General features: G+C 60.9%; 22 protein-coding genes. 18 read left to right on the top strand and 4 right to left on the bottom strand.

Translation table 11 applies throughout. The features are described from left to right. Positions 1–54 precede the first annotated feature (54 nt). Positions 55–2157 carry a tetratricopeptide repeat protein gene (locus ACVWZU_RS00850; RefSeq protein ID WP_457442847.1) on the bottom strand — a complete coding sequence of 701 codons (2103 nt, stop codon included), beginning with the start codon at positions 2155–2157 and terminating at the stop codon, positions 55–57. 132 nt (positions 2158–2289) lie between these two features. After that, on the bottom strand, positions 2290–3483 hold the full coding sequence (locus ACVWZU_RS00845; protein WP_457442879.1) for an RNA-guided endonuclease InsQ/TnpB family protein: 1194 nt from the start codon (positions 3481–3483) through the stop codon (positions 2290–2292). Positions 3484–3630: 147 nt separating this feature from the next. Between ACVWZU_RS00845 and ACVWZU_RS00840 the strand changes: the two genes are divergently transcribed. The 4 genes from ACVWZU_RS00840 (at position 3631) to ACVWZU_RS00825 (ending at position 7812) form a co-directional block, all read left to right on the top strand. Further along, entirely contained in the window at positions 3631–5184 is a 1554-nt protein-coding gene (locus tag ACVWZU_RS00840) for a hypothetical protein (RefSeq protein WP_457442845.1), read from the top strand. After that, entirely contained in the window at positions 5184–5606 is a 423-nt protein-coding gene (locus ACVWZU_RS00835) for a thioesterase family protein (RefSeq protein WP_457440910.1), read from the top strand. The genes ACVWZU_RS00840 and ACVWZU_RS00835 overlap by 1 nt, the downstream gene beginning before the upstream one ends. After that, entirely contained in the window at positions 5585–6193 is a 609-nt protein-coding gene (locus tag ACVWZU_RS00830; protein WP_457402607.1) for a hypothetical protein, read from the top strand. Before ACVWZU_RS00835 ends, ACVWZU_RS00830 begins: the two co-directional genes overlap by 22 nt. Before the next feature lie 383 nt (positions 6194–6576). Then, entirely contained in the window at positions 6577–7812 is a 1236-nt protein-coding gene (locus tag ACVWZU_RS00825) for an RNA-guided endonuclease InsQ/TnpB family protein (protein ID WP_457402606.1), read from the top strand. 60 nt (positions 7813–7872) lie between these two features. On the opposite strand, the gene ACVWZU_RS00820 is transcribed toward ACVWZU_RS00825, so the two are convergent. Beyond that, positions 7873–8934, bottom strand: coding sequence for a carboxypeptidase-like regulatory domain-containing protein (locus ACVWZU_RS00820; protein WP_457402604.1), 1062 nt, complete (start codon positions 8932–8934; stop codon positions 7873–7875). An 88-nt stretch (positions 8935–9022) separates the two neighbouring features. Continuing rightward, positions 9023–11011: a carboxypeptidase regulatory-like domain-containing protein gene (locus tag ACVWZU_RS00815; protein WP_457442844.1), complete on the bottom strand. Its 1989-nt coding sequence runs from the start codon at positions 11009–11011 to the stop codon at positions 9023–9025. 457 nt (positions 11012–11468) lie between these two features. On the opposite strand from ACVWZU_RS00815, the gene rpmJ reads away from it, so the two are divergent. From rpmJ to ACVWZU_RS00745, 14 genes are all read left to right on the top strand, one after another. Continuing rightward, the gene (gene rpmJ, locus ACVWZU_RS00810; RefSeq protein ID WP_011433187.1) at positions 11469–11585 is read left to right on the top strand and encodes a 50S ribosomal protein L36; all 117 of its coding nucleotides are present in this window, start codon (positions 11469–11471) and stop codon (positions 11583–11585) included. A 223-nt stretch (positions 11586–11808) separates the two neighbouring features. Next, a complete protein-coding gene (rpsM, locus tag ACVWZU_RS00805) occupies positions 11809–12192 on the top strand; it encodes a 30S ribosomal protein S13 (protein WP_011433188.1) in 384 nt (127 codons plus the stop codon). A gap of 84 nt (positions 12193–12276) precedes the next feature. Further along, complete coding sequence (gene rpsK, locus ACVWZU_RS00800; RefSeq protein ID WP_011433189.1) at positions 12277–12663, top strand: 30S ribosomal protein S11; 387 nt, start codon at positions 12277–12279, stop codon at positions 12661–12663. 150 nt (positions 12664–12813) lie between these two features. Further along, positions 12814–13821 carry a DNA-directed RNA polymerase subunit alpha gene (locus ACVWZU_RS00795; RefSeq protein ID WP_457442877.1) on the top strand — a complete coding sequence of 336 codons (1008 nt, stop codon included), beginning with the start codon at positions 12814–12816 and terminating at the stop codon, positions 13819–13821. Positions 13822–13916: 95 nt separating this feature from the next. After that, entirely contained in the window at positions 13917–14267 is a 351-nt protein-coding gene (rplQ, locus tag ACVWZU_RS00790; RefSeq protein ID WP_011433191.1) for a 50S ribosomal protein L17, read from the top strand. Positions 14268–14280: 13 nt separating this feature from the next. Then, the gene (truA, locus tag ACVWZU_RS00785; RefSeq protein ID WP_414331177.1) at positions 14281–15138 is read left to right on the top strand and encodes a tRNA pseudouridine(38-40) synthase TruA; all 858 of its coding nucleotides are present in this window, start codon (positions 14281–14283) and stop codon (positions 15136–15138) included. Between the two features lie 45 nt (positions 15139–15183). Next, positions 15184–15639 (top strand): 50S ribosomal protein L13, encoded by a 456-nt coding sequence (rplM, locus tag ACVWZU_RS00780; RefSeq protein WP_011433193.1) that lies wholly within the window; start codon positions 15184–15186, stop codon positions 15637–15639. Next, a complete protein-coding gene (gene rpsI, locus ACVWZU_RS00775) occupies positions 15636–16046 on the top strand; it encodes a 30S ribosomal protein S9 (RefSeq protein WP_011433194.1) in 411 nt (136 codons plus the stop codon). The genes rplM and rpsI overlap by 4 nt, the downstream gene beginning before the upstream one ends. A 76-nt stretch (positions 16047–16122) precedes the next feature. Further along, entirely contained in the window at positions 16123–16347 is a 225-nt protein-coding gene (rpmE, locus tag ACVWZU_RS00770; RefSeq protein WP_011433195.1) for a 50S ribosomal protein L31, read from the top strand. 54 nt (positions 16348–16401) lie between these two features. Further along, positions 16402–17484: a peptide chain release factor 1 gene (gene prfA / locus ACVWZU_RS00765; RefSeq protein ID WP_011433196.1), complete on the top strand. Its 1083-nt coding sequence runs from the start codon at positions 16402–16404 to the stop codon at positions 17482–17484. A 102-nt stretch (positions 17485–17586) separates the two neighbouring features. Next, the gene (gene acnB, locus ACVWZU_RS00760) at positions 17587–20220 is read left to right on the top strand and encodes a bifunctional aconitate hydratase 2/2-methylisocitrate dehydratase (RefSeq protein WP_457441769.1); all 2634 of its coding nucleotides are present in this window, start codon (positions 17587–17589) and stop codon (positions 20218–20220) included. An 84-nt stretch (positions 20221–20304) separates the two neighbouring features. Further along, positions 20305–20616 carry a PepSY domain-containing protein gene (locus tag ACVWZU_RS00755; protein ID WP_457441767.1) on the top strand — a complete coding sequence of 104 codons (312 nt, stop codon included), beginning with the start codon at positions 20305–20307 and terminating at the stop codon, positions 20614–20616. 178 nt (positions 20617–20794) lie between these two features. Next, complete coding sequence (locus tag ACVWZU_RS00750) at positions 20795–21235, top strand: Hsp20/alpha crystallin family protein (RefSeq protein WP_414351140.1); 441 nt, start codon at positions 20795–20797, stop codon at positions 21233–21235. 279 nt (positions 21236–21514) lie between these two features. After that, positions 21515–22636, top strand: a complete 1122-nt coding sequence (locus ACVWZU_RS00745; RefSeq protein ID WP_457442842.1) for an ABC transporter ATP-binding protein — start codon at positions 21515–21517, stop codon at positions 22634–22636. Positions 22637–22681: the final 45 nt, after the last annotated feature.

The raw sequence follows: 22681 nt of genomic DNA, 5'->3' as shown, positions 1-22681 counted from the left end.
CGTCTGCCTGCTGCAGGCATTGTCCTTGGGAGTTTGAAAGCCCAGGGGATCCTGCTAGGGGTTGGGGTCAACCGGCTGCGGTTGGGGAGTGAGGGTTTCCAATTCCGGCAGAGCCATTCCCGCCGGGGAGGCCGAGTCTTCTTGGGCCAAATCCTGCAAAGCAGCTTGGGCCGGCTGAAATTGCGGATCCAGCTCCAGACAGCGCTGCAAGCTGGCTTGGGCGGCTGCTCGCTGGCCGGCCCGCAGTTGAATCAGCCCCAGGGTATGCCAAAAGGCGGGCCGCTGGGGATCCAGGTGCGTGGCCTGTTGGGCGTCTGCCAGGGCAGGTTCCAGCTTCCCCAATTTCAAGGCTTCCCAGGCGCGGTTGTTGAGGGCCACAGCATCTTCTGGGGTGAGCTGCAAAACCCGCGAGTAGGCTTGCACAGCTTGTTCGGGATCCCTCAGCTCGCCGTAGATCAACCCCAGGGCAAACCAGCCCCAGGGATCCCGTTCGTTGAGGCGGAGCATCTGCTGGCAGGCGGCACGGGCTTCTTCCAGCCGGCCCAGGCGCCGCAGGCCGGTGATCTGGCCAAACCAGCAGGCAGAACTGCCGGGACGCTGCTGCACCAAGCGCTGGAAATGCTGCAGGCTGGCCTCATATTGCCCCAGCTCCTGCTGAGCTACCGCCAAGGCATAGCGGGCTGGAAAGTGCTCCGGCTTGATCTTGAGGGCTTCCTCGAAGTGGATACAGGCTTCTTTCAGGTAGCCCAATTTCTGGAAGGCCACACCGCGGGCGTACCAGCTTTTGTAGTTGTCGGCATCGTAGCGCAGAGCGCGTTCTAGGGCCTTGCTGGCCAGCCGATACTGCCCCAAGCGCAGCAGGGCCACCCCCAAGTTGTGCAGGGTTATGGGATCCCGGCGGCGCAGCCGCAGCGAGCGCTTGTAACATTCAACAGCCGAGCGCAGCCGGTGGCAGTGGAAGAGGGCATTGCCTTGGTAACGCCAAACCCGCCCGCTTTTGGGGTTGAGCTTCAAGACCCGGGCAAAACTGGCCGCTGCCGAGCTGGGCCGCCGCAGCCGCCGCAGCACGATCCCACGGGCCAGCCAGGTGCGGGGCTGTTTGGGGTTGTAGCGCAGCGCCTTGTTCAGGCTGTTCAGGGCCAGCTTCGACCGCTTCAGTTGCAGCAGGCGGATGCCGCGATTGTGCCAGGCCAGAGCATCTTCCGGGTTGCTCTCCAGCACCTTGTCGTAGTTAACCACCGCCGACTTGTACTGCCCCAGGCGCCCCAGAATCAGGGCCAGGCGCAGCCGGGTTTCTTCGTCGTAGGGGTTGATGCTCAGGGATCCGTTGTAGCTGTCCACCGCCTCGCGGTAGCGGGCCAGCTGCACCAGCACATCCCCACGGCGGCTCCAAGCCAGGGCGAAGTTGGGATCCATGTTCAGAGCCCGGTCGTAGGCGGCCAGGGCTTCCGTCAGGTTGCCGCGGCGACGCCAGTCTTCCCCCCGCTCGAATTGGATGTCGGCACTGTTCCACTGAAACAGCCGCTGAATGAACTGCAAAATGGCGATCTGACGCGCTCCTTCTTCTGGCGTGGCGGAGGGGGTTTCGCCTGTGGCAATGCGCAGGATGGCCATCTGGATGGCCCGCAAAAAGGCCTGAAATCCCTGCACCTCTTCATCTTCCAGGGACTCTTTCCCCTCACGGCGGCGGTATTGCAGCCGGAACCGCTGCAGATCCCCGGGGGCAGGGAAGCTGGGATCCAAAAAGTGCATTAGCTCCAAGGCGCGGTACTCAAACAGCACCGGATCCTCTTCTGAGCCAGTAAAATCCAGCAGGGGCGCCTCTTCCAGGGGGCGGGGTAGCTCAGTGGGGGTGTGCAGCAGCGTCAGCAGGCGCTGGTTTTGTCGTGCCGGGGCATGGGGAAACCCGCTGTACAGCTCATCCCTTGGCCAGGGATCGGCAACCCACTCTGGAGAGGCCACCACTCCCACCCAACGGCATTGTTCGATGGCCAGTTGCAGCTCCAGCTTGCGGTTGTCCCCCGGCTGCAGCATCCAGCGGTCAAACCAGACTTTGAAACCCTCGCGATCCAGCCGCTCCGCCAGTTGACGCGCCCACCGGGCTTGCTCTCGGTGGTAGCGCAAGAAAAGGTCGAACTTGTAATGCTCTGAAGACATGAACGCCCGCTCGCTGCTCTTCTCCAGCTTATCTTTGCGTTATCGCCACGCGACGCTTTCACAAACGCAAACGCATTTGCTCCCCATCGGGTCTGGGGCAAGGAGCAAACGTAAACTACCCGACTCCGACCGCTAAGCGGTACGGAGCGGGCTTTCAGTAGCCCTGGGCCTGCTCTGCTCTACCAGAGAACAAAACAAGCCCGGACCTCTAGGCTGGTTTACGACAGCCCCCAAGAGCGCAATCACATTCGCACCATTCAAATCCGCATCCCCTTCCCATCCACAGTGCCCACACTTGAACGACTTACCACTGCGGTAGGATTGCGCAGGATCGGGATGGATGTGTAAACACTTGTGACAGGTCTGCGACGTGTAGGCAGGCGGCACAAGAATCAGAGAAACCCCTGCAGCCCTCGCCTTGTATTCCAGAAACTGACGTAGTTGGTAGAACGCCCAACTGTTGGCCCTGCGCCGCTCGGCTTTGCTGCGTGGCTGTTGATTGACCCTTTCCCGGATCCCTGTCAGGTCTTCCAGAGCAAGAGCGCTGTTGGTAGCTTTTGCCCTAGAGACAATAGCTTTGGAGATGCGATGATTGACCCACACTTGAAAGCGTCTCTCCTTGCCAGACAGCCGTTGCAACAGTTCTCTGCATCTGCGCCGCGAACTGCGGGTGCCCTTACTGGCTTTGCGTTGGAGTGCCGCCCTCAGCTTGGAGTAGTGGTCTCGGACTCTGTTCAACTGCTGTCCATTCCAGTTGTCCCCCTCTGACGTATGAGCAATATCCGTCCTTCCCAAATCCACCCCGATCACCTTGTCGGTATCTTGTTGCTTGGGTGGCTTTTTCTCTACGCAAATCTGGATGTAGTAGGAGCCGTCCTTCCGCTGGACTAGGGTGGCCGATTTGGGGTTAGAGCCAGCCAGCATTCCCCTCTGGTAGTTGCCAATGGCTAGTTCAAAGCGCTCTCGCCCTTCCACCGTGGTCAGCGACACCGACCAGTCTTTCTCGCGAAATGAGAAGATACGTGCATCGTAGGTAACGAACCTACGCTTGAACTCTTTAACCGGACGGTTGCGCTGTCTCGCCACTTTGCGAGCGCCTGCCACCCGTCTGCACACCTGTTGAGCCAAGTTACTGGACAAGCCGAACCGGGCTCGAATCTCGTAGTAGCAAAGGGATTGCAGTTTGACCGCGTTGACGATCTTCTCCGGCGTGTTCTGGTTGGCCCAGTTCAAGGCTTGGCCAAAAGCGTCCATCGTCGCGTCCAATTTGGCGGCTTGCGACTGGGACGCCTTGAGCTTACAGGAGACGGTCAGGACTTGGCTCATAAGTTCATTGTACTTCATCAAAGCGCATTCCTCCCGACACTGACCCTACGGGTACAGTGCGGGGCTCCTGCGATTTCTAGCTGAATGGCGATGATGACCGGACAGCGATAGGCGATAGTTGGTGCAGGGCTTGAAAGGAGGGAGCACGTGCTGGGTGGAGTTTTGGCGATTGCGGCTGCGATTGGCTTGGTGGTCTTGCTGTTGGAAGCAATTCGCTACCGCCGCTGGGGATCCGTTCGCCGCTGGCAACCGGCAGTGGGGCTGGGCTTGGTGGCCTTGGCGGCGCTGGGGTGCTGGCTGGGTCAGTTGCCGGATCTGATCCCCCTGGCTTTGTTGTTGGGGGGCCTGGTGGGGGTGGGTTTACTGGGGTTGAGTGGCTGCGGTCGGGCCGGGCAAGGGCTGGTGGTGCTGTTGCTCAGTTTGGCGGCCTGGCAAAGTCTGGCTATCGGCTCCCCCGGTCGCATCAGCGTTGCGGAGCAACATGGAATGCTCTTTCTGTGGGGCTGCGGCCTGGGGATGGGCTTGGTGGGGATCCCTTTGCTGGGGGTCTTGGCCGAAACAGAAGCTCTGTCCTTGCTGATGGCGCTGGGCCAGGGGTGGAGCGGCATTGCCGCCATAACCTGGGGATCTCGCCTGCTGGAGATGGGATCCCAGCCGGATCTCCCTTGGCAGGTGCTGTTGCCGGTGGGGCTGGCCGCCCTCAGCTTGGTGGCAGGCACTGTGCCGCTCTTGACCGCCTCAGAAGACTCCCCCGGGCTGCTGTCGGCAGTGGGGCATGGGGTGGGGTGGCTGGTGGCGCTGGCGCTGGCCTTGGCCTTGACCCGCAACGGCCTATACCAGGATCCCTTCTGGGCCTTGCTCTACGGGGTGGGGGTGCTGCTCTCGTGGGCCTTGCTTGCCTTGGAAAACCAGATGGGACAGGGGATCCCCGCGCTGGCAGGGGAACCTGCTCATGTCAGCGGGCCGGAGGCTTTAGCCGGTCGCGTCAGCGTTGCCGAGCAACAAGGACGGCTGCTCTGGCGGGCCTGTGTGGGCCTAACGCTGGTGGGGGGAGGAGCGCTGCTGGCGCTGCGATTGGGGGGATCCTACGGGGCGGCCCTCTTGGGGCTGGGATGTCTGGCTTTTCCCAGCCGTTGGGGGGCCATGGCCGCTTTGTTTTTGTCGGCCCGCCCTCTGCTGCAAAACCTGTTGCACCAGTTCAACCTGCAGGTTGCCGGGATCGACCTCACCCAACCCTATGTGTCGGCGGCGCTGTACCTAGGAATGGCGGCCATGGCGCTGGCGGCGCTCCTGCACTGGCTGTATGGGCCAGACAAACCCCTGCAGACGGGGATCGCTCTGACGCTGGCCAGCCTGGCTCTGCCGGTGGGGGTGGGCTACTTCATTCACGCTCAGCCGCAAGCGGCCTTCCTGTTGGGAGCCTTGACCACCGCCTTGATCCTGGCGGCGCTGCAGCCCATCCTCCTGCAGCAGGAGGGAAGAGGGGCGGAATCTCTGGGGATCCGAGGTTTGGGCCTGGCTGTGCTTGCCATTCTGGGATCCAACCTCAGCCGCGATTGGACGGTAACCGGCTTCCATGCCACCCGCTGGGAACGGGCGCTGGTGCTGGCCGGGGTGGTCGGGATCCTGGCGTTGATTCTCCTGCTCTGGCAAGGCTGGAGCCTGTGGCAATCCAGGAGAATGCGCGCCCCCGCCCGCTGATGAAACCTGTTCCCCTGGGCACCCTCGGCACCTGGCAAGGGATCCTCGGCCCAGAACAAACCGCTGCAGCCCTGGGCAACCCCGGTGTGAAGGTGATCGGATCCCCAGCTCTGTTGACGTTGATTGAGCGGTGCAGCCACACCACCTTGCAGCCCTTCTACGAGCCGGAGGAAGCGGCGGTCGGGATCCGCTTTGCCTTGGAACATCGGTCGGCAGCGGTGGCGGGGGATCCCTTGCAGATGCGGGTCGAAGTCGTGGCAGTGGAGGGAAGACGCATTCGGTTTCACGTGGAGATCACCCAGCAGGAGCGGCTGGTGATGCAGGGATCCTACACCTGCCTGGTGGTCGATTTGCCCCGTTTTCTGGCCCGCTATGGATTGACCGCGGAGGATCCCAGTCGGTGCTCAAGCTGTTCGCGTTAGCGGGACGGAGTCCTTTGGGATTGCTGCTGGCCGTCTTTGTGGGAACTCTCTTGTTCTGGCCTCAACAGCTCATTCTGCGCTACCGCAAACCCTGGCAGGGACCCCTCGCCTGGATCTGGAAATGGCACGGGTGGGGGGGGTGGACTGTGCGGGGCAGCCGCCGTGGTTGGGAATGGCGTTGGGGATCCCTGCGCCTTCGCGGCCGTTGGCCGGCGCAGCGGGGAGAACGTTGCTCCCCCAGAGATTGGCCCTACCTGTGGAAGCTGGGCAAGCAGCTCCACATCCAATCTTGGCAAGGAGGGGTGGAAATTGGCTTTGCCGATCCGGCTTTGACGGGGCAATGCTTGGGACTAATCGCCGCTCTACCCCCTCAGTTGGCTCAACACCTGCGCTTGACCTTCACCCGCATCGGCTGGTGCGGACAGGGATCCCTGGTGGTTCGGTTTCGCGGCTGGCAGGTGCTGGGGCCGGCCTTGAAACTGGGGTGGCTCGCCCTATCGCGCCATCGGAAGGGATCCCCAGCAAAAATAGCCCATGGGACAGCTGGCGTCAGGAGCAAAGCGCTGGGGGGGGAACTGCAGCGCTGACGCGGTCAGGCCGGCTGCAGCGCCGGGCAGCAATTCAACAGAGGCATGACCTACCCGCCTCCCCCTTCGCCCTGGCCGTTGGTAGGGGTGGGGGCAGGTGCTGCAGGGATAATCGGCGGCACAATGTACTGGCGCAGGCAGCGTCGCTGCAGACAACTGCAAAACCAGATCCAAGCTTTGCAAGCTCCTGTTGTGGCGGCTCCTCGCGCTCTTCTGGCTCTTTCGGCTCCTCCTCCCGCCCTTCATCGGGGGGCAGCTCTTCTCGCCACTCTTCGGGCGGCTCCTCCCGTCGTTGCTAGACGAACTCAGCTAGAAATCGCAGGAGCCCCGCACTGTACCCGTAGGGTCAGTGCCGGGAGGAATGCGGAAGTTATGATAGAACTATGACCCAAGTCCTGACCGTATCCTGCAAGCTCAAGGTGTCCCAGTCGCAAGCCGCCAAATTGGACGCGACTTTGGAGGCTTTTGGCCAAGCCTTGAACTGGGTCAACCAGAACACGCCGGAGAAAGTCGTCAACGCCGTTAAGCTTCAGTCTCTGTGCTACCGCGAAATCCGCGCCCGGTTCGACTTGTCCAGTAACTTGGCTCAGCAGGTCTGCAGACGGCTGGCCGGCGCCCGTAAAGTTGCCCAACAGAAAAACCGCCCCGTCAAAGCGTTCAAAGGGGGCTTCGCTACCTACGACGCTCGTATCTTTTCGTTCCGCGAGAAAGACTGGACGGTGTCGCTGACCACGGTGGAGGGTCGGGAGCGCTTTGAGCTGGCGGTTGGCCGCTACCAGAGAGAACGGCTGGCGGGCTCCAATCCCAAATCTGCCACTCTGGTCAAGCGTAAAGACGGCTCCTACTCTATTCAGATCTGTGTGGAAACGGAACCGTGCCCACCGCAACGCACGGGTAGAGTGCTGGGGGTGGACTTGGGAAGGACAGATATTGCCCATACGTCAGAGGGTGATAACTGGAATGGACAGCAGTTGAACCGAATCCGAGACCACTACTCCCGGTTGAGGGCGGTACTCCAACGCAAAGCCAGTAAGGGCACCCGCAGTTCGCGGCGCAGATGCAGAGAACTGTTGCAACGGCTGTCTGGCAAGGAGAGACGCTTTCAGTCGCGTCAGCGTTGCGTAGCAAAAACGTGGGTCAATCATCGCATCTCCAAAGCTATTGTCTCTAGGGCAAAAGCTACCAACAGCGCTATTGCTCTGGAAGACCTGACAGGGATCCGGGAAAGGGTCAATCAACAGCCACGCAGCAAAACCGAAAGGCGCAGGGCCAACAGTTGGGCGTTCTACCAACTACGTCAATTTCTGGAATACAAGGCGAGGGTTGCAGGGGTTTCTCTGATTCTTGTGCCGCCTGCTTACACGTCGCAGACCTGCCACCGGTGCTTGCACATTCATCCCGACCCTGCGCAATCCTATCGCAGTGGGAAGCAGTTTAAGTGTGGACACTGTGGATGGGAAGGGGATGCGGATTTGAATGGTGCGAATGTGATTGCGCTCTTGGGGGCTGCCGTAAACCAGCCTAGAGGTTCGGGCCTGTTTTGTTCTCTGGTAGGGCAGAGCAGGCTCAGGGCTACTGAAAGCCCGCTCCGTACCGCTTTAGCGGTCGGAGTCGGGTAGTTTACAGGACAATCCCTTTCACGACAACAGAAGAGATCCCGGAGCTGTTCTGCTTAAGACCTAGGGAGTCGGTGTGGCAGAGGGGATGCGCAGCTCCACAGCCGTATCCAGGCGAGAGCGTGGGGGTGGGGCTTCTCCCTGAGCCAGTTCTAGGTACTGGGCCAGCGGGTGATGCTCCTTCCAGCGGGATCCCACCTCAGCAGCCATCTGGGTGACTTGGATTTGATAAAGCTGGGCCAGCTCGGCAGCATTGAGGTTGCCCCGCTCCACCTGATCGCGACTGGCCTCGGCCAAGACATCCGCCACCAGGTTGCCTTGCTCATCAAACCGCCACAGTTCCAGGCGGCTGCGGGAACGCAGGCTCAACTCCGTTGGCGAAGCCGGTCGGGTGAGGACATCGACGCGGGCAATGACGATGGCTTCCAGGCCCAGGTAATCGAAAAATTGGCCTACTGCTTCGGGCTTGCGGCGATCCCACTCAAACAGTTCGTAGATGGGCCAGCCCACCTTCTGCAAAATGGGCTGAATGCGACGGTTGTCCAGAGGCACCACCTTCTCGCCGTTGGGGATCAAGCCCAGACGCACCGCCTCTATGGCCAGGCGCTGGCCCAACAGTTGGGTATGCTCCAACCCTCCCACCCCCAAAATGCCAAGGCGACGGCGGGGTTGAGGCCGAATCGGCACCTGCAAAACCACATCCACAGGGGTGGTCAGGCCCGCTTGCAGGAGGATCTCCTGCTCTGCCTTTTCATAGTCGGGGTGCCACACCGTCAACAGCCAACGCCCGGCTGGGGCTTGGTCTAGCTCAAAAGCGCCCCGCTCATCGGTTTGAATCGGCTGATTGGGGTTCTCCATGCCCTCCAACTGCACCTGTGCCCCCGCCACAGGTTGCCCCACGCTGTTGCTCACCTGCCCCACCAGCCGCGCCGTTCCCTGGGGCTGCCCTCTGTTTTGGGAGGGAAACAACGGCGTCAACCGCGGAATGGGGGTGGCCGGAGCCTGAGCCAGCGCTCCTGAAGCCAGTGCCAGCCAGCCGCAGAGGGCCAGACTGCCTGTTCGCGAGAGCGTTGCGTAGCGATAGCTAATCCTGTGCCGGAGAGGATGAAAGAAGAAAAAAGGCATGGCGAAGGTTGCACCCGGTAGTAGCAGTCGGTTCTATTCTGCTCCGCACCCCTGACGCGAACAGGGCAAGATCCTGCTGCAGGGATCCTCACCCAGAAAAGGGGTTGTTGGTTTGCCATTGTTGGACAAACACCGGCACCATGTTGCGCACCTGCAGCCGAAATAGGCCCGCTGCCGCATCTTCAAACATCGGATCCCCGCCCACATCATCCCGCCCATAGGCTTCGTAGTAGCGAGCCCGATCCCCAGGCCGATCCCTCTGCAAGTCCACCACCACCACCACCCCGCGGCTGCGCAACTGGTTGGGGGTGAAATTGGGAATTTCCACCGGCACCGTCGGGGCCACAAAGCGTAAGGCTGTATTCAGCAGAGAGTTGCCCTGGCGGTTGTAGTCCCGCGAGATCTGCATCTGGGTCAAAAGGATGTAGCGCAATCCCAGGGCATCCCCGATCACCTTCAGCTTGGCCAAATCGGAGGTGTAGCGCTCATCCCGATCCAACAAAGTCAGGCCCTGGGTGAGGGGCAGAAGCGGCTCAAACCAGGGATCCGGCCCCAGAGGCCCCTTCAAGAGCAGTACCGGTCGCTGGGGCTGCAACTCCTTCAGGGCCATGCTGAGGTGGCGGGCCAGCTCATCCGAGTAAACGGGTTCATCCGGCAAAAGGCCAATGCCCTCCGGCTGGCGGGTCGGTTCCCCTGGCGGCAGGCGAATATCCTGAGTGGAGACAAAGCCGGCCCGGACTTCCACCTGGGTGCTGGTCAGGGGAAAACCCGGCACCTCCACATCTACCAAATACAGGCCAGCCGGCAGTTCCGGCAGCACATAAGTGCCGTCGGCAGCAATGCGAACAGTTTGCTGGGGTTGGGTTGGCGTGGCGGCCAAGTGCAAAACCCCGGTCTGAACGGGTTGGCCGGCAATATCCAGCACCCGCCCGGTCACCACACCGCGGTTGCCTGGAGAGGGGACTCCCCCGTTCAGGACCTCTGTCCCGCCGTCGCCAACTTGAGCCTGAATATCCTGCAAACGGCGCAAGGCCGGGATCCCTGCTGCCACCACCCACAGATCCCGCTCCCCCAGCATCACCAGACCCGTCGGCTGTCCCTGCAGCCGCAGCGAGGCCACCAATCGCCCCGTCTGTAAATCCACCAGCTGCAGGCGGTCGCTATCGCGGGAGGTCACGTAAGCCCAACGTCCATCCGGGGAAAGGGCCAGCCGCGTCGGTCGCCAATCCAGGCCAACCCGCTGCAGGGCCTCGCCGCTGCGGCTCAGATCCAGCACTGTTAGATCTTGGCTGCCGGAGTTGAGCACCACCAAGCGTTGCCGTTCGGCATCCAAAGCCATCGCTTCCGGAGTATTGCCGCCGCGCCAACGGGCCAACAACTCCCCATTGTCTGGGTTGACCACCAGCAAACTGAGGGGATCCTCCCCGGCTAGGCCCACAAACAGGGATCCCCGCTGCGCATCATAGGCCAGCGCCAAGGGGGGGCCGGGCATCGGCAAATTGCGGGCTTGCGGCTGCTCTGAGGGGGCGCTTTGGCGTTTGTGCTCCGCACCGCTGCTGCGAAGGGGAGCAGCCATCACCGCCAAACTCTGGGCAGAGGGCAGGGAGGCAAAAACCCGCCCTGTGGCCGCATCCACGGCAATATCCAAAACTCCCGCCGGCAACCCATAAGCCTGAATCAGCTCCCCCGTCAGCAGATCGAGGGCCACCAGCCCAGGGGCATTGGGGCCAGAGGCATAGACCACCTGCCGCGCCTCATCCACCCGCACCACACTGGGGGCAAACCCCACCGCCACCTGCCACAGGGGATCCCCGCTGGCCCCATCCAGCAGGGTCACGGCCTGCTCCTCCAACAGCCCAACCGCAACCCAGCCCCGATCCGGTACCCCATCGATGCGATCGGCAGAGCTGCGCAAGGGCAAAAGCCAATCCCCCTCTGTCCTCAGGCCGTTCCCATCCCCAGAAAAGTTCCTCCCAGCAGAGGAGGAGCCTGCTGCCGGCAAAGGGATCCCTTGCCCCAACACAGGGGATCCCAGCCCCAGCACACCACTCAGCACAACCAGCCATTGCCACCGCATGGCCTTCTCCACCCCACAGTCGCGCCTACTTTGACTCAGGAGCATGCCTCTAACCCCCAAAACCCTGAACTTTGCTGAATTTACTGAGCTTTAAGCGGTTTGGCAAAAGTCATTGAGAGGGATATAGTAGACCAAGTTTCCCCCTGATCCTTGAGTCCACCGCAACGGTTGCCGGGAAGTGAAGGGGGAAAGCGCTCGGGGGGTATTCCTCAGGGCTTTGCGGGATACCGCCTTCCTGTTTGGACTCCGTCCCGCTGACGCGAACAGAGATAGGCAGGATGCGATCGCTTCTTTCCTGAACCATGTTCAGGAGAGTTCAGCGTGAATGTATCAGATCCTCGCCCAACCAGTATAGCCAACCCGACTGTCCGCTCGCTGTCAGCAAACCCAAACACATTTTGACAGGTTGCCCAGACGAACATAGAATGGATATTCGCTGGTTTTGTCAGGATCAACCATGAAGGTGCGGCCTTCCGTCCGTCGGATCTGCGAAAAATGCCGGGTCATCCGCCGCCACGGTCGGGTGATGGTCATTTGTTCTTCCAACCCCAAGCACAAGCAGCGGCAGGGCTAGAGGGTCGATGGTGGGTGGGTTCAGCCTGCAACGGGAGACAGAGGCAAAGGCTTCCGACACAACCGAGCAAAACGTTGGCCAGATCTCTCGGCGAGCATGGATCCCAAGACCGGCATCTCTACAGCAACATTTCTCTGAATGAGGATCCCATCTCAGGCAGGCAACTCAATCCTTACTGGGCAAGTGTGTTCGAGTTGGTTTGATTTGAAAGGTACCCCTGACTATGGCACGGATTGCGGGAGTTGACATCCCCCGAGAAAAGCGAGTGGAGATTGCCCTCACCTACATTTACGGCATTGGGCTAACCCGCTCCCGCCAGATTTTGGCGAAGACCGGTATCAATCCGGATACTCGTACCCGCGACCTCACCGACGCTGAGGTGGCCGCCCTACGGACGGTGGTGGAGGGCGAATACCAGGTAGAAGGGGATCTGCGCCGCCAGGAGGCGATGAACATCAAGCGGCTGATCGACATCGGCACCTATCGAGGTCGTCGCCATCGCCTGGGTCTGCCCGTGCGTGGTCAGCGCACCCGCACCAACGCCCGCACCCGCAAGGGGGTCAGGAAAACGGTGGCCGGCAAGAAGAAAGCTCCTGCCAAGAAGTAGTCGCTCGGCTTTGCGCGGAAGGCAAAACTCTTCCACCATCCCGAATCCCAACCCCAAACAGTCGATTGCGAGGACACCTGGATCATGGCTCGGCAGCAACGGCGCGGACGTAAAGTCAAAAAGAACATCCCCAATGGGGTGGCCTACATTCAGTCCACCTTCAACAACACCATCGTCACCATCACGGATCCCAACGGCGATGTGGTGTCTTGGGCCTCGGCAGGTTCTACGGGCTTCAAAGGGGCCAAAAAGGGCACTCCCTTCGCCGCCCAAATGGCAGCAGAAAGTGCGGCGCGTCAAGCCATGGAGAACGGCATGCGCCAGATCGAAGTGATGGTGAGCGGGCCGGGAGCCGGTCGGGAAACCGCCATTCGCGCTCTACAGGCAACAGGCTTGGAAATTACCCTTATTCGAGATATCACCCCCATTCCCCACAACGGTTGCCGTCCCCCCAAGCGGCGGCGTGTCTGAAGGATCCCGCGTTGAGGGCTGGTCGAGCGTCTGTAGGGGGTTTTCTCCAGAGCTACGCCATGCCCCAGCGAAGGTCTGCCCAAGCGTGAGATGACCTCGAAGTTTCATCAGTTCTCCAAACGGATGTCGAGCCAGACGGACGGGGCCACCATGACGATTCAAACCAGCCGAACCCTCTCCCACTCTCTGGGCAGCAGAGCGAGCTCAAGCGCTGTTGCTTACCAGACCGAGTGTGTTGAATCTCATCGGGATGATAACGGCGTTCACTACGGCAAATTTGCTCTGGGGCCACTGGAGCGCGGCCAAGGGATCACGGTGGGCAACGCTTTGCGGCGGGTGTTGCTCTCCAATCTGGAGGGGACGGCGGTGACTGCTGTACGCATTGCCGGGGTGACCCACGAGTTTTCCACGGTGCCGGGGGTGCGGGAAGACGTGATGGAGATCCTTCTAAACATGAAGGAGCTGGTGCTGCGCTCCAGTTCCCCCGAGACTCAGGTGGGCCGTTTGGTGGCTCAGGGGCCAGGGGAAGTTACTGCTGAGAAGCTGCAATTGCCCAGCGATGTGGAGGTGATCAACCCCCGTCACCACATTGCCACCCTGGCGGAAGGGGCGATTTTGGAAATGGAGTTCATGATTGGCCGGGGACATGGCTACCGCGCCGTCGATTACTCCGACAGCAAAGCGATGGCGATTGATTTTCTGCAGATCGACTCTGTCTTCATGCCGGTGCGCAAGGTGAACTACGCTGTGGAAGCAGCTCGGGTGGGCCAATTCCTGGAAAAAGATCGGCTAGTATTGGAAATCTGGACCAACGGCAGCCTCACCCCGCAAGAGGCCCTCAGCCAAGCGGCCCGCATTTTGGTGGGCTTGTTCGCACCGCTGCAGGAGGTCAGCTTCGATGCTCCTGTGCCGCCCAAGCCAGAAGAGGACAACCAAAAAAACCAGATCCCCATCGAGGAGCTACAGCTCTCGGTACGGGCCTACAACTGTCTGAAGCGAGCTCAGATCAACACGGTGGCCGATCTGCTGCTCTATACCGAGGAAGATCTGCTGGAGATCAAAAACTTTGGCCAGAAGTCTGCCGAAGAGGTGGTGCAGGCTTTGAAAGCCCGCTTTGGTCTGACACTGCCCCGCACCCGCGAAAAAGGCAAGGCCTAGAGTTTAGGTTCCGTCTCAAGCATCTGCACCGCTAGCACAACCGCGTCAAAACGCAAGGATCCCCGAAGAGTGTAGGACACAAGACAGAGGTTACCATGCGCCACCGCCGTCGTACCCCCCACCTCAATAAGCCCGCCGACCAGCGCAAGGCCCTGATGCGGGCGCTGACCACGGCTCTGCTGCGGGAAGGGCGGATCACCACCACCAAAGCCCGCGCCAAAGCCATTCGGGCCACCACCGAGAAGATGATCACCCTGGCCAAAGAGGGATCCCTGGCGGCGCGGCGACAGGCGCTGGCCTACATCTACGACAAGGAGCTGGTGCGCTCCCTGTTTGAGCAGGCTCCTGAGCGCTACCGGGATCGGCCCGGTGGCTATACCCGCATCTTGCGCACCGTGCATCGGCGGGGGGATGGAGCAGAAATGGCGGTCATCGAGCTGGTGTAGCGGAAAGGGATCCATGCCGTACCGTCGCATTGCCCTGAGAATTCAGTACCTCGGCAGCAGGTTCTATGGCTGGCAGCGCCAGGCAGCCCGCCGTACCGTGCAAGGGGTACTGGAGGAGGCGATTGCGTCGCGGGCGGGGCATCCGGTAACCCTCTATGGGGCCGGTCGCACCGATACGGGGGTTCATGCTGCAGGCCAGGTGGCCCACTTCGACACCACCTCCGGCATCCCTGCGGCGGAGTGGTCGAGGGTGCTGAACGACTGTCTGCCGGAAGATGTGGTAGTGCTGGCTTCTGCTCAAGTGCCTGACTCCTGGCACGCCCGCTTTTCGGCTCGCTGGCGCCGCTACCGCTACCTGATCCTGAACCGGGAGCGACCGGATGTGTTCTGGCGCCTCTTTAGCTGGCAAGTGCGTTGGCCTCTGCAGGTGGAGCCGATGGCGGAAGCCCTGAATTCCCTGCTGGGGGAGCACAGCTTGGAAGCCTTCCGGCGGCGGGGATCGGATCGGCCCCACTCGCGGGTACAGGTGCAGGAGGTGCTCTGCCAGCGGCTGGGGGACTTGATCAGCATCGAGGTGCAGGCCAGCGGCTTCCTCTACCGGATGATGCGGCTCTTGGTGGGATCCCTAGAGGTGGTGGGCCGGGGCCAGCTCAGCCCGGCACAGTTTGTCCACCTGTGGCAACACAACGACTGGAGCCAGATGCGCACCCGCTACAGCGCTCCTCCGCAAGGGCTGTGCCTGACGGATGTGGGCTATGCTGCGGATCCCTTCGGTCAACAGTTCGCCCACTCGCCGCCCTTTTGGGCCTTGCCCACAGAGCCTCCCTCCGCCCTCCGGTCGCCGGCTGCGTTGGCCCATTCCTGCGGTTGATCTGGGCGATCTCCAAGCTTGTCCTGATATGTTTCCTTGACTGCCATGAACAAAACTCCCCTTCCCAACCCCGAGACTCTGGCGCCCCGCTGGTATCTGGTGGATGCTGCCAATCAGCGCCTGGGCCGCTTGGCCGCCGCTGTGGCCACCCTCTTGCGGGGTAAGCACAAACCGGACTTCACCCCTCACCTGGATACGGGGGACTATGTAATTGTGATCAACGCTGAGAAAGTGGTGGTCACCGGCAAAAAGCGCACCCAAAAGCTCTACCGCCGCCACTCCGGCCGTCCCGGCGGCATGAAAGTGGAAACCTTTGCCCAACTGCAGGCGCGGCTGCCGGAGCGGGTGGTGGAAAAAGCGGTCAAGGGAATGTTGCCCCACACCCGTTTGGGCCGGCGGCAATTCACCAAGCTGAAGGTTTATGTCGGGCCAAACCACCCTCATGAGGCCCAGCAACCCCAGGTTTATCCCCTCAACACGATCCCAGGAGCCAAAGCATGACTCAAGCGAGCAGCCAACGAGCCGTTTATTGGGGAACCGGACGCCGCAAAACCGCCGTTGCCCGCGTGCGTTTGGTGCCCGGCACGGGCAAAATCATCATCAACGACAGGCCGGGAGACCAGTATCTGCAGTATCAAGAAGCCCTGCTGGCCAGTGTGAAGGGGCCGCTGGAGATCCTTGGTCTGGAAAACTCCTACGATATCCTAGTGCGAGCCCATGGCGGCGGTGTTCACGGCCAGGCGGATGCGATCAAGCTGGGGGTGGCGCGCGCCCTCTGCGAGGTGGATCCGGCCAATCGCGGCCCTTTGAAAGTAGAGGGTTATCTGAAACGGGATCCGCGCGCCGTGGAGCGGAAGAAATACGGCCTGCGCAAGGCCCGCAAGGCTCCCCAGTACTCGAAGCGCTAGGGATCCCTGCCGTTGTTTTTAGAGGAAGATGTTGATAGACAAGGGTATAGAAACAGGCCCAGAGGAGGAAAGGGTTATGCCCAAGAAAGGATTGCACCCGCAGTGGTATCCAGAAGCCAAAGTCATCTGCAACGGCGAAGTGGTGATGACGGTGGGATCCACCAAGCCGGAGCTCAAGGTGGATGTTTGGTCGGGCAACCATCCCTTTTTCACCGGCAGCCAGAAGATCATCGACAGCGAAGGCCGGGTGGAGAAGTTCATGCGCAAATACGGCATGAGCGGTGGCAAAAAGGCCAAGTAGAGGTTCCCCCCTCCGGGTGTGGGCAATACTTGGATTCCTGGGTATTGCGAGTCTATGGCTTCTGCTCAACTGATCGACCAGCTTAAGAATGTCGAAGCCACCTTTCAGGAGCTGACGGTGCGCTTGGCCGATCCGGACGTGGCCACGGATCCAGCTGAGCTGCAGCGGATTGCCAAGGCCCGCTCCTCCTTGGAGGCCACCGTCCAGGCTTTTCACGACTGGCAAAAGCTGAATCGCGATCTGCAACAGACGGAAGAACTTTTGCGGGAATCGGCCTCCGACCCGGAGCTGGAGGCGATGGCAAGAGCGGAACTTGAGCAACTGCGGGCCCGCCAAGAACAACTGGAGGAAAAGCTCACCCTGCTGCTGCTGCCCCGGGATCCCAACGACGACAAGAACATTATGTTGGAGATTCGCGCCGGCACCGGTGGGGAGGAGGCGGCGCTGTGGGCGGCGGATCTGGCCCGCATGTACACCCGCTACGCCGAAAAGCTGGGCTGGTCGGTGCGTCTGGCGAGCCTCTCGGAAGGAGAGCTGGGGGGCTACAAAGAGGCGATCCTGGAGATTCAAGGGGATCAGGTGTACAGCAAGCTCAAGTTTGAAGCTGGCGTGCATCGGGTGCAGCGGGTGCCCGTCACCGAAGCGCAAGGCCGTGTCCACACCTCGACGGCCACGGTGGCGGTGATGCCAGAGGTGGACGAGGTGGAGGTGGTCATCGACCCGAAAGACATCGAAATCAAAACGGCACGTTCTGGGGGGGCAGGCGGCCAAAACGTGAACAAGGTGGAGACGGCGGTGGATCTTCTCCACAAGCCCACCGGGATCCGGGTGTTTTGTACCGAGGAGCGTTCCCAACTGCAGAACCGCCAGCGGGCCATGCAGATTTTGCGGGCCAAACTCTACGAGATGAAGCTGCAGGAGCAACAGGCCTCCATTAGCTCTGCTCGGCGCATGCAGGTGGGAACGGGATCCCGCTCGGAAAAAATTCGCACCTACAACTACAAGGACAACCGCGTTACCGACCACCGCCTTAACCAGAATTTCCCTCTGCAGCCCATCTTGGATGGGGAGCTGGACGACTTGATCCAGGCTTGTATTGGCCTTTACCAAAAAGAGCTGTTGGCGGAGCTATCCTAGGCCAAACTGAGTTACCGCCAGCGAATGGGATCCCTTCTCGAGGACCTTTCCTCTGCCGAGCTAGCGGTAGAATAAATACCCACGTCGAGTGCCTAAACCCCCATGCTGGCCGAATACCGCCAACACGCCGCTGCCCGCGAGGCCCAAGGGATCCCGCCGCTGCCCTTAAACGCTGCCCAGACCAGCCAGGTGTGCGAGCTGCTGAAGGCCCCGCCTGCTGGCGAAGAAGCCTTTTTGTTGCACCTCTTAACAGAGCGCATCCCGCCGGGGGTCGATGAAGCCGCCTATGTGAAAGCGGGCTTTTTGGCCGCTGTGGCCAAGGAGGAGGTTGAATCCCCGTTGATCACTCCCCTGCGGGCGGTGGAGCTCTTGGGCACCATGCTGGGGGGCTACAACGTCCAGGTTTTGCTGGATCTGTTGCGGGATCCCCGGAGTGAGATTGCAGCGGCAGCAGCCCGCGCCCTCAGCCACACCCTGCTGGTTTTCGATGCCTTTCACGACGTGCTGGAGCTGAGCCAGTCCGGCAATGCCTATGCCCAACAGGTGATCGAGTCCTGGGCCAAGGGCGAATGGTTTACCGCCAAAGCTCCCCTGGCCGCAGCCATCACCGTGACGGTGTTCAAGGTTGCCGGCGAGATCAACACCGATGACCTTTCCCCCGCCGCCCACGCCACCACCCGCCCGGATATCCCCCTCCACGCCCAAGCCATGCTGGAGTCCCGCGCTCCAGGATCCCTGGTCACCATTGCCGAGCTGAAGCGCCGCGGCCATCCCGTTGCCTTTGTGGGGGATGTGGTGGGCACCGGCTCCTCCCGCAAATCCGCCCTCAACTCGCTGCTCTGGCACATCGGCCACGACATTCCCCATGTGCCCAACAAGCGGGCTGGGGGGGTGATCCTGGGGGGCACCATTGCGCCCATCTTCTTCAACACCGCCGAAGATGCCGGGGCCTTGCCCATCCAGTGCGATGTCTCCCGCCTGGAAACCGGCATGGTGGTTACCATTTGCCCCTACGAAGGCGTGATCCGCTCTGAGGCCGGCCAGGTTCTCTCCACCTTTTCCCTGCGGCCCGTGACCCTCCCCGACGAAGTGCGGGCGGGGGGACGTATTCCCCTGTTGATTGGCCGTGCCCTCACCGACAAAACCCGCCAAGCCTTGGGTTTGCCTCCCTCGACCTTGTTTATCCGCCCCACTCCACCGGCAGACACCGGCAAAGGCTATACCCTAGCGCAAAAAATCGTGGGCAAAGCCTGTGGGCTGCCAGGCGTGCGCCCAGGCACCAGTTGTGAGCCCCTCATTACCACGGTGGGATCCCAGGACACCACCGGCCCCATGACCCGCGATGAGCTGAAGGAGCTGGCCTGTCTGGGCTTCAACGCCGACCTAGTGCTGCAGAGCTTCTGCCACACCGCCGCCTATCCCAAGCCGGTGGACATCCAGATCCACAAAGAGCTGCCCGACTTTTTCGCTTCCCGCGGGGGCGTTGTCCTGCGTCCCGGCGATGGCATTATCCACTCCTGGCTCAACCGCATGCTCCTGCCGGATACCGTCGGCACCGGGGGCGACTCCCACACCCGCTTCCCCTTGGGGATCTCCTTCCCGGCGGGATCCGGTCTGGTGGCCTTTGCCGCCGCCATGGGGGTGATGCCCTTGGACATGCCGGAATCGGTGCTGGTGCGCTTTAAGGGGGAACTGCAGCCGGGGATCACCCTGCGGGACATTGTCCATGCCATCCCCTACGTGGCCATTCAGAGGGGGCTGCTCACCGTTGAGAAAAAAGGCAAGAAAAACGTCTTTGCCGGGCGCATCATGGAGATCGAGGGCCTGCCGCATCTGAAGGTGGAGCAAGCTTTTGAGTTTACCGATGCCTCGGCAGAGCGCAACTGTGCCGGCTGTACCATCCAGCTGAGCCTCGAGACGGTCTCAGAATATCTGCGCTCCAACGTGGTGCTGCTGAAAAACATGATTGCCCGCGGCTACCAGGATGCGAGAACCTTGCTGCGGCGCATCGCCAAAATGGAAGCATGGCTGGCCAACCCCAGCCTGATGGAAGCGGATCCCGACGCCGAATACGCCGAAGTCATTGAAATCGACCTCAGCACCATCACCGAACCGATTGTCTGTGCCCCCAACGATCCCGACAAGGTGATGACCCTGAGCGAAGTCCACGCTCAACACGCTGCGGGCAACCCCGATACGCCCCTCAAAATCGACGAGGTGTTCATCGGCTCCTGCATGACCAACATCGGCCACTACCGCGCCGCCGCCAAAGTTCTGGAAGGCCAAGGGCGGGCCAAGGTGCGCCAATTTTGGATCTGTCCGCCCACCCGCATGGATGAAGCGCAACTGCGCTCGGAAGGCGTGTACGGCACCTTTGCTGCCGCAGGGGCCAGAACGGAAATGCCGGGATGCAGCCTATGTATGGGCAACCAAGCCCGTGTGGAAGATGGGGCCACCGTCATGTCCACCTCCACCCGCAACTTCAACAACCGCATGGGCAAAGACGCGCGGGTTTATCTGGGATCCGCCGAGCTGGCCGCCGCCTGCGCCCTTTTGGGCCGGATCCCCACCCCTGAGGAATACCAAGAGATCGTCTCCAGCAAAATCCAACCCTTTGCCGGCGAGCTGTATCGCTACCTCAACTTCCACGAGATCCCCGGCTTTGAGGACGAAGGGCGGGTCATCCCCCCCGAGCAAATGCCCAAGATCGAGGATTTGCTCGGGATCCGTTCTTGAGCAGGGTGGAGTAGGATTCCAAATCTGCCCTGGGTCGCCCTGATACCATGGCAGGGATCGCCCCATTGCCCTGGAGAAAGCTCAATGGCCCTGAATCCAAAGAGGATCCGCCGCATCCACCGCACCCTTGCCCCCATCCTGGCCTTGCCTTTGGTGGTAACGGTGCTAACGGGATCCCTCTATCAAATTGCCCGCCTCAACCAAAACTTCGACTACTACTGGCTGATCCAAATCCACAAAGGGCAGTGGGGCCCCCTTGATTTGCAGGCGGTTTATCCATTCTTAAACGGACTGGGGCTGTTGGTGATGATAGCTACCGGCCTCAGTATGTGGTTACCCACAAAACCCCATCGCCGCCCCAAACATACGGAGTCCCAGAGGGTTTTGGATGGATAAACCTGTAGGGTAAACACCTAAGAAACATTCCAGAAAACCCTACATTTCCCGGAACGGATTTGAATACACTAGAAGCATAGAGGTTTTGCTTATACCTCTAAAGTTGAGCCCCGAAAGCTAAGCTAAAAACTCGAACTGGAAGTCAAAAAAGCAAAGTAATAGAGGAGGAGGATGCTCTATGGCTCTTGTCCGCTGGGATCCATTTCGGGAAATTGACGAAATTCAACGGGAAATGAACCGGATGTTCGACCGGCTGATCCCTCGCACCACCGAGGCCGACGGCTTCGCCTTCATGCCGGCAGTGGAGATGCACGATGATCCCGAAACCATTACCCTGAAGCTGGAGCTGCCCGGCTTGAACCCCAACGACTTGGATATCCAAGTCACAGCCGAAGCGGTCTCCATCACCGGGGAACGGCGATTTGAGAAGCGCTCTGAAGACAAAGGGGTAACCCGGACTGAATTCCGTTACGGGCGCTTCCAACGGGTGATCCCGCTGCCGAACCGGATCAAACACGATCAGGTGAAAGCCGAATACAAAGATGGGATCCTCACCCTCACCTTGCCGAAGGCAGACTCTGAAAAAGCCCAAGTGGTCAAAGTGAGCGTTGTCTCCTGATGGCCTAGAGGTTAGGCAACTTCCTAATAGGGAAAAAGGATCCCATAGAGGTAGGCGATGAGCCTACCTTTTTTTACATTTCGGTTCAAGATTCCATGGCTTCCCAGCTCCCCTCTCCTTCTGGGAAAGGGGCCGGGGCAAGGGCAGGGGCAACGACCATAAACTGGCTTCGCTGCAGGGATCCCCAGCCTTCCCTAGCGAACTCAACTCAACTCGATTTGACTTTTGCCCGCCGCTTTGGATAGGGTTTGAGTGCGCAACGGAGCCAAGGTTGAGAGCATGGCCAGCGTTACCTACGAACACGTTACCAAGCGCTACAGAGACACCACCGCCGTCCATGACCTGAACATCACCGTCGAAGACGGGGAATTTCTCGTCTTTGTCGGCCCCTCCGGCTGCGGCAAAACCACCTCCCTGCGCATGTTGGCCGGGTTGGAAGAAGTGAGCGCCGGATCCATCTACATCGGCGACCGGGTGGTGAACGATGTCCCCCCCAAGGATCGGGATATCGCCATGGTCTTCCAATCCTACGCCCTCTACCCCCACATGACCGTGGCCGAAAATATGGCCTTTGGCCTCAAGCTGCGCGGCCTGCCACGGGCGGAGATCGAAAGCCGGGTTAGAGGGGTGGCCAAGCGCCTTGGGATCGAGCACCTTCTCAACCGCAAGCCCAAGGAACTTTCGGGTGGGCAACGGCAGCGGGTTGCCGTCGGGCGGGCCATCGTGCGCAATCCGGCGGTGTTTTTGATGGATGAGCCCCTCTCCAACTTGGATGCCAAGCTGCGGGTACAGGCGCGGGCCGAGATTAGCAAGTTGCACATGCAACTGGGCACCACCTTTATCTACGTTACCCACGACCAGGTGGAGGCCATGACCATGGGCAACCGCATCGCCGTCATGAAGGATGGCCGCCTGCAGCAGGTGGATACCCCCCACACCCTCTACACCCGCCCGGCCAACCTGTTTGTGGCCGGGTTCATCGGCAGCCCCGCCATGAATTTCTTCCAGGCCAAGCTGCGGGAGCAGGAGGGCACCCTCTGGATCGATACCGGCGCCTTCCGCGTGGCCATCCCGCCCCACCAGGCAGAGCCCTATTGGCAATACGTCGGCAAGTCGGTCATCTTCGGCATCCGCCCGGAAAACATCCACGATCCCCACTACCAACCCCCAGGGATCCAACCTGCCCCGGTGCGGGCTAAGGTCTCGGTAACGGAGCTGGTGGGCCATGAAGTAATCCTCTATCTCAGCACCAGCGACCGAGAAGGGATCCTGGCCGAGCAGGAGTTTATTGCCCGCGTGGATCCCCGTACCCAGCTGCGCGTCAACCAGTGGGCGGAAGTGATCTTCGACATGGATCGCTTCCACCTGTTCGATCCCGAAACCGAGCAGCGCCTAGGTTAAACCCTGGAATCGCTTTAGAATCCTAATCAGTCCTACAGAGGCAGG

The organism is Thermostichus sp. MS-CIW-26 (genome assembly GCF_054059115.1).
This window is presented reverse-complemented; position numbering and strand designations above follow the sequence as displayed.

Coding starts and splice junctions, on each gene's coding strand:
- ACVWZU_RS00850 (WP_457442847.1), bottom strand. CDS start 2,157: ATGTCTTCAGAGCATTACAAGTTCGACCTTTTCTTGCGCTACCACCGA.
- ACVWZU_RS00845 (WP_457442879.1), bottom strand. CDS start 3,483: ATGAGCCAAGTCCTGACCGTCTCCTGTAAGCTCAAGGCGTCCCAGTCG.
- ACVWZU_RS00835 (WP_457440910.1), top strand. CDS start 5,184: ATGAAACCTGTTCCCCTGGGCACCCTCGGCACCTGGCAAGGGATCCTC.
- ACVWZU_RS00825 (WP_457402606.1), top strand. CDS start 6,577: ATGACCCAAGTCCTGACCGTATCCTGCAAGCTCAAGGTGTCCCAGTCG.
- ACVWZU_RS00820 (WP_457402604.1), bottom strand. CDS start 8,934: ATGCCTTTTTTCTTCTTTCATCCTCTCCGGCACAGGATTAGCTATCGC.
- ACVWZU_RS00815 (WP_457442844.1), bottom strand. CDS start 11,011: ATGCGGTGGCAATGGCTGGTTGTGCTGAGTGGTGTGCTGGGGCTGGGA.
- rpmJ (WP_011433187.1), top strand. CDS start 11,469: ATGAAGGTGCGGCCTTCCGTCCGTCGGATCTGCGAAAAATGCCGGGTC.
- rpsM (WP_011433188.1), top strand. CDS start 11,809: ATGGCACGGATTGCGGGAGTTGACATCCCCCGAGAAAAGCGAGTGGAG.
- rpsK (WP_011433189.1), top strand. CDS start 12,277: ATGGCTCGGCAGCAACGGCGCGGACGTAAAGTCAAAAAGAACATCCCC.
- ACVWZU_RS00795 (WP_457442877.1), top strand. CDS start 12,814: ATGACGATTCAAACCAGCCGAACCCTCTCCCACTCTCTGGGCAGCAGA.
- rplQ (WP_011433191.1), top strand. CDS start 13,917: ATGCGCCACCGCCGTCGTACCCCCCACCTCAATAAGCCCGCCGACCAG.
- truA (WP_414331177.1), top strand. CDS start 14,281: ATGCCGTACCGTCGCATTGCCCTGAGAATTCAGTACCTCGGCAGCAGG.
- rplM (WP_011433193.1), top strand. CDS start 15,184: ATGAACAAAACTCCCCTTCCCAACCCCGAGACTCTGGCGCCCCGCTGG.
- rpsI (WP_011433194.1), top strand. CDS start 15,636: ATGACTCAAGCGAGCAGCCAACGAGCCGTTTATTGGGGAACCGGACGC.
- rpmE (WP_011433195.1), top strand. CDS start 16,123: ATGCCCAAGAAAGGATTGCACCCGCAGTGGTATCCAGAAGCCAAAGTC.
- prfA (WP_011433196.1), top strand. CDS start 16,402: ATGGCTTCTGCTCAACTGATCGACCAGCTTAAGAATGTCGAAGCCACC.
- acnB (WP_457441769.1), top strand. CDS start 17,587: ATGCTGGCCGAATACCGCCAACACGCCGCTGCCCGCGAGGCCCAAGGG.
- ACVWZU_RS00755 (WP_457441767.1), top strand. CDS start 20,305: ATGGCCCTGAATCCAAAGAGGATCCGCCGCATCCACCGCACCCTTGCC.
- ACVWZU_RS00750 (WP_414351140.1), top strand. CDS start 20,795: ATGGCTCTTGTCCGCTGGGATCCATTTCGGGAAATTGACGAAATTCAA.
- ACVWZU_RS00745 (WP_457442842.1), top strand. CDS start 21,515: ATGGCCAGCGTTACCTACGAACACGTTACCAAGCGCTACAGAGACACC.